A 10895-nucleotide genomic window follows, 5' to 3' on the forward strand; every position below is an offset into this window, starting at 1 on the left:
CTACACGCTGTTGGGAGTTCTTCCCAGAATGTGGCCTATAATTTGCCGCCGCATTTGCCGCAACAGGGGAAGTCAGCGACAATAGCGCCTTCATTATTTCCGTTTTCAGGCGAGGAGCACCCCATGCCGTCCCGTTTTGAGCTGGCCAATGCCATTCGCGCCCTTTCCATGGATGCTGTTCAGAAGGCCAAGTCCGGCCACCCTGGCGCCCCCATGGGCATGGCTGATATCGCCGAGGTGCTGTGGAATGATCACCTCAAGCACAACCCCGAGGACCCCAAGTGGGCCGATCGTGACCGGTTCGTGCTGTCCAATGGCCACGGCTCAATGCTGCTCTACTCTTTGCTGCACTTAAGTGGCTATGAGTTAAGCCTGGAACAACTTCAGAACTTCCGTCAGTTGCACTCGCCCACCGCCGGCCATCCGGAATTTGGCTACGCGCCCGGCATCGAAACCACTACCGGCCCGCTCGGCCAGGGGTTTGCCAACGCCGTCGGCTTTGCGATTGCCGAAAAAACCCTGGCAGCGCAGTTCAACCGTCCGGGCCACACCATTGTCGATCACCACACCTGGTGCTTTTTGGGTGACGGCTGCCTGATGGAAGGTATTTCCCATGAGGCGGCGTCGCTGGCGGGTACTCAGCAGCTGGGCAAGCTGATTGCGCTCTACGACGACAACGGCATCTCGATTGATGGGGAAGTGGAAGGCTGGTTTACCGACGATACCGCCAAGCGCTTTGAAGCCTACGGCTGGCACGTGGTGCCCAATGTCGATGGTCACAAGCCCGAAGAGATCCAGGCCGCCATTGCACTTGCCAAACAGAACGATGACAAGCCCAGCCTGATTATCTGTAAAACGGTTATCGGTTTCGGTGCGCCCAACAAGCAGGGCAAGGAAGAGTCGCACGGCGCGCCGCTGGGCGAAGACGAAGTTGCCCTGGCGCGCAAGCAGCTGGACTGGCCCCACGCGCCGTTTCATATTCCCGAGCCCGTGTACGCTGGCTGGGATGCCCGCGAAGCAGGTAAAACCCGCCAGCAGGAATGGGAAAAGCGCTTTGCCCGCTATGCCGAGGCGTTCCCGGCCGAGGCGCAGGAATTCAAGCGCCGCATGAAAGGCCAGCTGCCGGCTGAAATACCGACCGAAGCCCTCATCGAGCAGGCCCAGGAAAAAGGCGCCAGCATCGCCACCCGTAAAGCGTCGCTGGAAGCGCTTAACGTGATTGGTCCGAAAATGCCGGAGCTGTTGGGCGGCAGTGCGGACCTTGCCCCGTCCAACCTGACCTTCTGGAAGGGCGCCAAAGCGATTACGCCGGAAGATGCCAGCGGTAACTACCTGCACTATGGCGTACGTGAGTTCGGCATGGGCGCGGTGATGAACGGTATCGCCCTGCACGGTGGTTTTGTCCCGTACGGCGCAACCTTCCTGATCTTCATGGAGTACATGCGTAACGCGGTTCGCATGGCGGCATTAATGGGTCAGCAGGCGATCTACGTATTTACCCATGACTCCATTGGCCTGGGCGAAGATGGCCCGACCCACCAGCCGATTGAGCAGTTGACCAGCCTGCGCACGACGCCGAACCTGAACACCTGGCGCCCCTGTGACGCCGTGGAAACCGCCGCGGCCTGGGATGCGGCCATCAAGCGTCACTCTGGCCCCACGGCACTGATCCTGTCGCGTCAGAACCTGCCGCACCAGGCGCGCACCAAAGCCCAGCTGGCTTCCATTCAGCGTGGCGGATATGTGCTGAAAGACAGCGATGGTACGCCCGAGCTGATCCTGATCGCCACCGGTTCGGAAGTAGGGCTGGCCATGGACGCGGCCGCCGAGCTTGAAAAGCAGGGCAAAGCAGTACGCGTGGTCTCCATGCCGTCGACCTACCGCTTCAACGGTCAGGACGCCGAGTACCGGGAAAGCGTCCTGCCCAGGGCGGTCACCAAGCGCATCGCCATTGAAGCCTCACATGCCGACTACTGGTACAAGTATGTAGGTCTGGACGGCCGTGTGATCGGCATGACCACGTTCGGCGAATCCGCCCCTGCGGGAGAGCTGTTCAAGCACTTCGGCTTTACGGTTGAGAATATCCTCAACACTGCCAATGAACTGCTTGGCTAACAATGCCTGCACTTAATGGCTTTTTATGGCTAGTGAGTTACTGGTTGATCGGTGAAGTAACGGTTTACGTTACCGGTCTACCGGTTTCATCCGGCGTTGTCGGTATGCTGTTATTAACCGCAACGCTTGCCGTTTGGGGGCGAGTCCCGTCGACCATCGCCGCCGCAGCGCAGCCATTAATCGGCCTGCTTGCCATGCTGATTATGCCGGGCGTGGTGGGCGTGTTTTTTATTTTTGATGAGCTTGCTGGCCAGTGGCTAGCCATTCTTTGTGCGCTGATTGTGGGTACGCTATTAAGCGTGACCACTACGCTGTGGCTACTTAAGCGCCTGATGGAAAAAATGCATGCCCGCTAATGCCCTGTTAAGCACCTTAAGTACGACGCCGCTGTTTGCCGTTGGGCTAACGTTAGCGGCATTTTTGTTGGGTAACCTGATTTTCAAACGATTAAAAAAACCGACCTGGCTACCGGCTATTTTGATCGCTGCACTTCTGCTTGCTGCCACGCTTGCCGCCATTGGCCTGCCGTATGACACCTATCGGCAGGATGCCGCTTGGCTGACCATTTTATTAGGGCCCGCGACCGTCGCGCTGGGTATGCCGCTTTATCAGCAGTTGCCGCATATTCGGGCACTATGGCGACCTCTTACCATCTGCCTGCCGATTGCAGCCACGCTGGCGGCTTGCTACGCCCTGCTAATTGCCTGGGTATTGGGTAGCTCACCCCTTATTCTCGCCTCTATTGCGGCAAAGTCCGTAACGGCGCCTATCGCGATTGGCATTACCGAGCAAATTGGCGGCTCGGTGGCGCTCTTGCTGGGCGCACTGCTGATTACCGGTGTGGCTACCGCCGCATTCGTCGGCCTTGCTGCACGACTTTTAAACATTGAAGACGAGCGCATTATCGGCTTTGCGCTGGGCCTAAACGGCCATGCGATTGGGACGGTAAGGGCATTTGAAATCAGCCCGGCCGCAGGTGCCTTTGCCTCTCTTGGGATGAGTCTTACCGGCATTTTCACCGCCCTAATGCTGCCTTTCGCTTGGCATCTGATAGGCGCCGGTGGTTGAAATACGCTATTATTGCGAATGTTTTTTATTTATTGACGGTCACTGATTCATCTTCCAAGAGCCGCTTTCTTACATGGCTACATCTGCCTCTACACACACTGCTCCTACCTATCGCATCGCCATCAATGGTTATGGGCGTATTGGCCAGTGCGTATTGCGGGCACTGATTGAGCGTGGCGACTCACGTATTGAGGTCGTCGCTATCAATGAGCTTTCTGACCTCGCGACGATTACCTACCTGACCCGTTACGACACGACTCATGGTCGCTTCCCAGGAAGTGTCGAGCATGACGGTGAAGCATTAGTGGTCAACGGGCAACGCATTCAGGTGCTATGTGAAAAAGACCCTCGCCAACTTCCCTGGGAAGCGCTGCAGGTTGACCTCGTGCTTGAGTGCTCAGGTAGTTTTAAAGACCGCACAACAGCCGAGCAGCATTTAAGCGCTGGCGCAAAATGCCTGCTGTTTTCACAGCCAGCGGAAAACGATGTCGATGCAACGATCGTGTGGGGAATTAATCAGCACGAGCTGACTCTCTCTCAGCGCATCCTATCGGCGGCCTCGTGTACCACCAACTGTTTGGTTCCTTTGCTTACCGTACTCGACGAAGCGCTGGGGCTGGAGCACGGGGTAACCACGACTATTCACTCTGCGATGAACGATCAACCAGTGATCGATGCTTACCATCAAACCGATCTGCGCCTGACACGCTCGGCCATGCAGTCCATTGTGCCGGTGGACACAGGGCTTGCGCGCGGCATCAGCCGTTTGATGCCGCACCTGGAAGGCCGTTTTGAGTGTTTACACGTCCGCGTTCCCACCATTAATGTTTCGGCGATGGATGCCGCACTGACCGTGCGTCGTGACACCAGCGCCCAGGAAATCAATGACCTGCTGCATCACGCTAGCCAGCAGCGTCTTACGGGAGTGCTGGGCTACACCGAAGCGCCCATGGCCTCCATTGATTTTAATCATGACCCACATTCCGGCATTTTCGATGCGACCCAAACCCGCGTCGCTGGAAAACGCCTTATCAAGCTTTTATGTTGGTTTGATAACGAGTGGGGCTTTGCAAACCGCATGCTCGATATTACCCAACGGTTAGCCGTGCTTTCCCGAGAGCGCGCCGCTTAGTCGTACCGGCTAACTATCACTATCCGATTCACCGCCTGGAAGACGAGGAAACCGCTCACATGAACGTGCAAAAAATGATGGATCTGCCTTTGGAAGGGCAACGCGTACTGATTCGTGAAGACCTGAACGTGCCGATTAAGCACAGCAATGTCTCAAGCGATGCACGTCTGAAAGCGGCGCTGCCTACCATTCAGGCGGCGATGAAAGCGGGTGCTAAAGTCATGCTGATGAGTCACCTTGGCCGCCCAACCGAAGGTGATCCCGCTGATGAGTTCTCACTCGCCCCGGTAGCCAAACATTTAAGCGACCTGCTAGGCCAACCGGTCGAGCTGATCAGCGACTATCTTGAGACACCGCCGACACTTGAAAATGGTCAGGTCGCGTTGCTTGAAAATGTTCGCTTTAACATGGGCGAAAAGAAAGACGCAGAACAGCTCGCCAAACAGTACGCGGCGCTATGTGATGTATTTGTAATGGATGCCTTTGGCACCGCCCATCGCGCTCAAGCCTCTACCCACGGCGTTGCTCGCTTTGCGCCCAGTGCATGTGCGGGCCCACTGTTGGCGCAAGAGCTCGATGCGCTTGAAAAAGCCTTGGCTAATCCGGCGCGCCCCATGGCTGCGATTGTGGGCGGCTCCAAAGTCTCTACCAAACTTGATGTGCTCAATTCCCTATCGGACAAGTGCGATCAACTGATCGTGGGTGGCGGCATTGCCAACACCTTTATTGCCGCAGCAGGCTATAATGTGGGCAAATCGCTCTATGAAGCCGACCTGGTTCCCCAAGCGAAGGCACTGATGGAAAAGGTCTCCATTCCATTACCCACCGACGTTGTCGTGGCAACTGAATTTTCTGAATCAGCCGATGCGGTGGTTAAACCAGTCGACCAGGTTAACGACGATGAAATGATTCTGGATATTGGCCCTGAAACCGCCGCTCATTTGGCCAGCATGCTCAAGAGTGCGGGTACCATTTTATGGAATGGCCCAGTGGGCGTATTTGAGATTGACCAGTTTGGTAAAGGCACGGAAGTTATCTCCCAGGCCATTGCTGATAGCAATGCATTTTCTATTGCGGGCGGGGGTGATACGTTAGCCGCCATCGATAAATACGCGATTGCGGATCGCGTCTCGTATATCTCAACCGGAGGCGGCGCTTTCCTTGAGTATGTTGAGGGCAAGCAGTTGCCTGCCGTTGCCGCGCTCGAAGCAGCCGCCAAACGCGGTTAACATTAAACGAATTGAACCTGCATATTTTCGCACTCGTTCACACTGATAACTAAAGAAGGTGACCCCATGGCTTTGATCAGCATGCGTCAGATGCTCGACCACGCTGCCGAATATGGCTACGGTATTCCGGCGTTCAACGTTAATAACCTTGAGCAGATGCGCGCCATCATGGAAGCGGCTGACGCGACCGATTCGCCCGTTATCGTTCAAGCCTCAGCAGGCGCGCGTAAATACGCAGGTGCCCCTTTCCTGCGCCACCTGATTCTGGCGGCCGTTGAAGAATTCCCGCATATCCCGGTGGTTATGCACCAGGACCATGGCACCAGCCCTGCCGTGTGCCAGCGCTCTATTCAGCTGGGTTTCTCATCGGTCATGATGGATGGCTCGCTGGGTGAAGATGGTAAAACACCGACTGACTACGCCTACAACGTTGATGTGACGCGTCGCACCGTAGAAATGGCTCACGCTTGTGGCGTTTCCGTTGAAGGTGAGCTGGGCTGCCTGGGTAGCCTCGAAACCGGCATGGCCGGTGAAGAAGACGGCATTGGTGCAGAAGGCAAGCTGGATATGGAACAGCTTCTCACCGACCCGGAAGAAGCCGCCGAGTTTGTTAAAGCTACCCACGTAGATGCCTTGGCCATCGCCATCGGCACGAGCCATGGGGCGTATAAATTCACCAGGCCGCCGACAGGCGATACGCTATCTATTCAGCGTATCAAAGAGATCCACGCGCGTATTCCAGATACTCACCTGGTCATGCACGGCTCCTCTTCTGTGCCCCAGGAGTGGCTTGAGGTGATCAACCAGTACGGCGGCGAAATTCCGGAAACCTACGGCGTGCCGGTTTCCGAGATCGTTGAAGGCATCAAGCACGGCGTACGTAAGGTCAATATCGATACCGACCTGCGCTTGGCCTCTACCGGCGCCGTACGTCGCTTTATGGCTCAGAATCCGTCTGAGTTTGATCCGCGCAAATTCCTCAAGGAAACCGTTACCGCCATGCGCGATCTGTGTATCGCTCGCTACGAAGCTTTTGGTACCGCGGGCAACGCCAGTAAGATCAAGCCGATCAACCTTGAAGAGATGTTCAACCGCTACGAGCGTGGCGAGCTGGATCCGAAAGTTAAATAAATTCAAGCATGACGTAGGTTAAAAGACGGCCAGTTGGCCGTCTTTTTTGTGGTTAACACGCAGCCGATACACATAAACATTGCGCCGCAGCATAAAGAAGCCAACACTGAACAGCCGTTTTTTAGCCCAAGCATGATGAAAGAGAACCAGCGTGTGACGGAGAAACTTGAAGCCAGTATGGAGGCGGGTTTCGCCATGCAAAAAACGTTACTGAATATGCTCAGCGGACAACATGTGCCCTGGTGGGTCACCAGCCGTCAGGCTATGCAGCCTTATCATCTGCGTAGCAGTGCCAATTCGCGCCGTTTATCGCGCTAGTCATAACGGATTCGGGCGCCGTTATCACTTGGCCTATAACGGTGCTTCGCCAGTTTTCGCTATTTCTTCGTTAACGCATCGTGCATAACGGGTTTATTGCGGCACTCGCTACAAAAAATTACGAAACAGTGTTCACAAAAGCCTAAAAATCTCGTTCAATAGGCATTTGGTAGGCTTCAATCAACACTGGTAGCGTTTAAGTCGCTGCAAGGAACCACAATGCCGCTCCCACTTTTGCTGTTTGACTGTGATGGCACCCTCGTCGATAGTGAGCCTCTTTTAGCTGAAGAAATGTCGATAGGGCTTAACTCTATAGGACTGCCCTTCGTACCAGCTGACTACCTTGGTGAGTTTCGGGGAGCCCGGTTCCGACGCATCGTGACCGAGTTACAACAACGCTACGGCGAAGTGGACCCTGACCAACTCGCCCACATGGAAGGCGCCATGCGGGCCAATCTGGCTAACCGCCTTGCTGAAGAGCTGACACTAATACCTGGCGCCAGAGAGGCGCTGGATAACTTGTCAGACTATCCAAGTGCCGTTGTTTCCAACGGTCCTGAAACCAAAATTCGCACGGCACTTCAAGCCACCGGCCTAAACGATTACTTTGGTCATCGTCTGTTTAGCGGCTATACCGCTAACTGCTGGAAGCCGGAACCCTGTTTGCATCTGCACGCAGCCAGTATCATGGGCTATAGTGCGCATGACTGTATTGCAATTGATGACGCCTTGGTGGGTGTTCGTGCGGCACTTGAGGCCGGAATGACGGTCATTCATTTAAATCGCTTTCCCGATGCCGAAGAGACGCCAGAAAACGCTATCATGATTAGTAATATGTACCAGCTACCCACCGTTATTGAGCGCCTTTACCAAAAAGCCTGGAGCCTCCCCATGCCACAACGCTCAGTAGGAGGGTGACAATGGCCTCTTTACGCGACCAGCTTGGTGGGCTTGTATACTCAACGGAGCATGGTAAAACGTGCCCGGAGTGCCGTGAGGCACTGGATGCCTGTAGCTGTGAGGAAAACAGTGAGCAAGCACGCCTTGCTGCGCTGGATGGTATCGTACGCATTCGCCGTGAAACCAGTGGTCGTAAAGGTAAAGGTGTTACGACCATTAGTGGTATCCCACTGCCCAGCGCGGAACTAAAAGCGCTGACGAAGACGCTTAAAAAGCGCTGCGGCACGGGCGGAGCCGTCAAAGACGGCATCATTGAGATTCAAGGCGACCATCGAGATACGTTACGAGAAGCACTAACCGCGCAAGGTTATCAAGTTAAGCTAGCTGGCGGTTAATCCGTTTCTCTCATCAGGCCTGCTATAAGGCAGGCCGTTAAAAGGCAAGGCACTGCAATGGTTTGGCTGGAATACCTGCTACCGCTCATCTTCTTATTTCCCATGGCTGCGATGGGCGGCATCGTATTAGCCCTGCGCAGCCTGCATGATGCGCGCGTTGAGTCGCCTTTTGATGCGCCACTGCGTGAACCAGGGCAAGCATTACGCCATCGCCTTGACCAGGCCTTCTCAAGTCTTTTCTTAAATGGTGCTTTAGGTCCGATTATTAGCCTGGCCCCGTTGGTATACGGCATGGGAAGAATGTTGTTTGTCAGTCAACAAGATTGGGTGGAGTGGGCACTCTATGGCCTGTTAAGCACCCTACTTGTGTTAACGTTTTCCTTGTTATTGGTACGTGACTACCAGCGCATCCGACGGCTAAAACTTGGCCTTGCTTGCGAACTGGCGGTTGGCCAAGAGCTTGAGCGGCTTATTCGTCCTGAGGCGCATCCTTACTACGTATTCCATGATGTACCAACCGACAGTTTCACTATCGATCATGTGGTGGTTACGCCGTATGGTGTGTTCGTACTGGAAACGCGGGCACGTGCATTAGCCATTGGCTCAGACGGCCGAGAGCTTAATACCGTGGCGGTTGAACGCGAGCGTTTACGCTTTCCTCATTGGCATGAGCGCCGCCCTCTTCACAAGACACGTCAAGCCGTTAGCTGGCTCACGCAGTGGCTTGAACGGCGCTGCGGTGTGCCGGTCCCCGTACGGGGCGTGCTCGTATTGCCTGGCTGGGAAATTGACACTACCGAGGCAACAGGCGATGTACTGGTGGTCAGTGGAGAGCAGCTTGCCAAGCAGCTCACTGACCTCAAACCTGGCACGCTAAGCGACCCGATCCATGACAAAATCATTTATTTGCTAATGGAAAGGGCGAGGCTGGTAGAGTTACGTCATCTCCGCCAGCCATCGGTCTGATGCGTTATTGCTTAATCGCCGCGTAAACGCCCCCCCATCTCCTGAGCAAGATCAACTGCATAGTGGTCGGTCATCCCGCCGATAAAGTCCAGCATACGTCGATAGCTATCGTAAAGCGGCCAGGAGGGCAGCGGCGTATTCTCTCCTATTAGCGCCAGTACACGCTGATGCTTGAAGGATGACTGTCCGGTATGGTGCAACTCATGAGCGGCGCCAATAAAAGCCTCCAGTAGAATACCTAGAGTGGTGTAGGCGCCAATCTCTAGTTTGGCCTTACGCTCATTTTGGAAAATACGCTCGCGGGCCAGCTGCTTCGCTGCCTGTACGCCCCAGCCTAAATCCGGGTGGCACAGCTCAAGCAGATCCTCTTTTAGCGTGCCGTTTAACAGCGCCTGTTCATGCTGCACAAAAACCGCACCGACATCGTTAACCGCACGCTCCATGGCAGCACCGCGTAATAGGGCAATACGTCGGCGCTGCGATACCTGACGCTCCTCCATATCCGCATACTCAGGCGGAAACTCCCCAGCCACTTGACGAAGGATTTCCACGACTTCTTCATAACGCAGAATGCCCATTTCCAGGCCATCTTCCAGGTCCAGCAGGGCATAGCAGATATCATCGGCCGCTTCGACTAGCCAGGCCAACGGATGGCGACACCAGCGCTGGTCCCCCTGAGGCAGCAGACCCACTGCGTCGGCGACCTCTTTTAAGAGCGCCTGTTCAGACTGATAACAGCCAAACTTACCCGCTCGCCCGCTATAGCGCACGGTCCAGGGGTACTTCAGCAAGGTTCCAAGTGTTGCGGCCGATAAACGCATACCGCCGTTAAACTGGTTATATTCGATCTGGGTAATAACACGAAAGCCCTGCGCATTGCCTTCATACGTGAGCAGGTCTTCCCGCTCGGCTTCTGACAAGCCATCCAGTAAGCCGCTACCTTGTGCGCGGCGAAACCAGTCGCGGATCGCGTACTCTCCGGCATGGCCAAAAGGCGGATTACCAATATCATGGCCCAAACAAGCGGTTTGTACGATAACGCCCATATCAGCAGGCGTAATCCATTCTGGCAGGCGATCATGTAACAGCTCACCGACAATCATGCCTAAAGAGCGGCCCACACAGCCCACTTCCAGCGAGTGAGTCAAACGTGTGTGGATATGATCATTTTCAGTTAACGGATGTACCTGGGTTTTACGCCCCAAGCGGCGAAAGGAACCTGAAAAAACAATTCGGTCATGGTCTTTATGAAAGGGGCTACGGCCAATTTCGCGCGTGTTATCCGGGCGTTGATCGTGCAGACGTCGTGGGGAAAGTAACTGGTCCCAGCGCATTTGTGTCATGGCAATCCTCCTTGAGGCGAGCATTTTGACACAGATTGGGTGATTAACGTGAGGCTATGAATAGTGAAGGGTAAATTGTGAGGAGTAAGGTAACTCATTAAGCGCTTTATATTCGCTTTTAAGATGAGGTCTCATTTTCCACACACACAAAAAACCCAGCCGATTGGCTGGGTTCTTCGTTAAATAAGTGCCTGACGGTGACCCGGCCGGCGCTCCGGGACTCTCGCATGGGGAGACCCTTTTCTTTCTTCATGTACAGAAAAATCCCCCGAGGCGCGAGCCCCGGGGGATTTTTCAC

General features: G+C 54.9%; 11 protein-coding genes. 10 read left to right on the forward strand and 1 reads right to left on the reverse strand.

The genetic code is table 11. The annotated features are described in order from the left end of the window. Window positions 1–123: 123 nt before the first annotated feature. The 10 genes from tkt (at window position 124) to ACT3TC_RS15790 (ending at window position 9254) form a co-directional block, all read left to right on the forward strand. Window positions 124–2115 (forward strand): transketolase, encoded by a 1992-nt coding sequence (gene tkt / locus ACT3TC_RS15745; RefSeq protein WP_444625963.1) that lies wholly within the window; start codon window positions 124–126, stop codon window positions 2113–2115. Between the two features lie 2 nt (window positions 2116–2117). Then, window positions 2118–2471: a CidA/LrgA family protein gene (locus tag ACT3TC_RS15750; protein ID WP_193054561.1), complete on the forward strand. Its 354-nt coding sequence runs from the start codon at window positions 2118–2120 to the stop codon at window positions 2469–2471. After that, complete coding sequence (locus ACT3TC_RS15755) at window positions 2461–3183, forward strand: LrgB family protein (protein WP_193054562.1); 723 nt, start codon at window positions 2461–2463, stop codon at window positions 3181–3183. Before ACT3TC_RS15750 ends, ACT3TC_RS15755 begins: the two co-directional genes overlap by 11 nt. A 73-nt stretch (window positions 3184–3256) precedes the next feature. Continuing rightward, the gene (locus tag ACT3TC_RS15760; RefSeq protein WP_193054563.1) at window positions 3257–4315 is read left to right on the forward strand and encodes a type I glyceraldehyde-3-phosphate dehydrogenase; all 1059 of its coding nucleotides are present in this window, start codon (window positions 3257–3259) and stop codon (window positions 4313–4315) included. A 59-nt stretch (window positions 4316–4374) separates the two neighbouring features. Next, window positions 4375–5544 carry a phosphoglycerate kinase gene (locus tag ACT3TC_RS15765; RefSeq protein WP_193054564.1) on the forward strand — a complete coding sequence of 390 codons (1170 nt, stop codon included), beginning with the start codon at window positions 4375–4377 and terminating at the stop codon, window positions 5542–5544. 66 nt (window positions 5545–5610) lie between these two features. Beyond that, the gene (gene fba, locus ACT3TC_RS15770) at window positions 5611–6675 is read left to right on the forward strand and encodes a class II fructose-bisphosphate aldolase (RefSeq protein ID WP_193054565.1); all 1065 of its coding nucleotides are present in this window, start codon (window positions 5611–5613) and stop codon (window positions 6673–6675) included. A 153-nt stretch (window positions 6676–6828) separates the two neighbouring features. Continuing rightward, window positions 6829–6993: a hypothetical protein gene (locus ACT3TC_RS15775; RefSeq protein WP_319022149.1), complete on the forward strand. Its 165-nt coding sequence runs from the start codon at window positions 6829–6831 to the stop codon at window positions 6991–6993. 219 nt (window positions 6994–7212) lie between these two features. Next, window positions 7213–7911, forward strand: coding sequence for an HAD family hydrolase (locus ACT3TC_RS15780; RefSeq protein WP_172118907.1), 699 nt, complete (start codon window positions 7213–7215; stop codon window positions 7909–7911). A 2-nt stretch (window positions 7912–7913) separates the two neighbouring features. After that, window positions 7914–8288, forward strand: a complete 375-nt coding sequence (locus ACT3TC_RS15785; protein WP_172118908.1) for a translation initiation factor Sui1 — start codon at window positions 7914–7916, stop codon at window positions 8286–8288. A 57-nt stretch (window positions 8289–8345) separates the two neighbouring features. Further along, a complete protein-coding gene (locus ACT3TC_RS15790; RefSeq protein ID WP_193054567.1) occupies window positions 8346–9254 on the forward strand; it encodes a nuclease-related domain-containing protein in 909 nt (302 codons plus the stop codon). Window positions 9255–9265: 11 nt separating this feature from the next. Here ACT3TC_RS15790 and ACT3TC_RS15795 read toward each other — a convergent pair whose 3' ends face one another. Further along, entirely contained in the window at window positions 9266–10597 is a 1332-nt protein-coding gene (locus ACT3TC_RS15795; RefSeq protein WP_441679714.1) for a deoxyguanosinetriphosphate triphosphohydrolase, read from the reverse strand. Window positions 10598–10895: the final 298 nt, after the last annotated feature.

The sequence above is a fragment of the Halomonas sp. AOP27-A1-41 genome, assembly GCF_052378605.1.
Taxonomy (GTDB): Bacteria; Pseudomonadota; Gammaproteobacteria; order Pseudomonadales; family Halomonadaceae; genus Vreelandella; species Vreelandella citrativorans.

What these genes read in the sequence shown, in the direction of transcription:
- tkt (WP_444625963.1), top strand. Translation starts at nt 124, where the DNA reads ATGCCGTCCCGTTTTGAGCTGGCCAATGCCATTCGCGCCCTTTCCATG.
- ACT3TC_RS15750 (WP_193054561.1), top strand. Translation starts at nt 2,118, where the DNA reads ATGCCTGCACTTAATGGCTTTTTATGGCTAGTGAGTTACTGGTTGATC.
- ACT3TC_RS15755 (WP_193054562.1), top strand. Translation starts at nt 2,461, where the DNA reads ATGCCCGCTAATGCCCTGTTAAGCACCTTAAGTACGACGCCGCTGTTT.
- ACT3TC_RS15760 (WP_193054563.1), top strand. Translation starts at nt 3,257, where the DNA reads ATGGCTACATCTGCCTCTACACACACTGCTCCTACCTATCGCATCGCC.
- ACT3TC_RS15765 (WP_193054564.1), top strand. Translation starts at nt 4,375, where the DNA reads ATGAACGTGCAAAAAATGATGGATCTGCCTTTGGAAGGGCAACGCGTA.
- fba (WP_193054565.1), top strand. Translation starts at nt 5,611, where the DNA reads ATGGCTTTGATCAGCATGCGTCAGATGCTCGACCACGCTGCCGAATAT.
- ACT3TC_RS15780 (WP_172118907.1), top strand. Translation starts at nt 7,213, where the DNA reads ATGCCGCTCCCACTTTTGCTGTTTGACTGTGATGGCACCCTCGTCGAT.
- ACT3TC_RS15785 (WP_172118908.1), top strand. Translation starts at nt 7,914, where the DNA reads ATGGCCTCTTTACGCGACCAGCTTGGTGGGCTTGTATACTCAACGGAG.
- ACT3TC_RS15790 (WP_193054567.1), top strand. Translation starts at nt 8,346, where the DNA reads ATGGTTTGGCTGGAATACCTGCTACCGCTCATCTTCTTATTTCCCATG.
- ACT3TC_RS15795 (WP_441679714.1), bottom strand. Translation starts at nt 10,597, where the DNA reads ATGACACAAATGCGCTGGGACCAGTTACTTTCCCCACGACGTCTGCAC.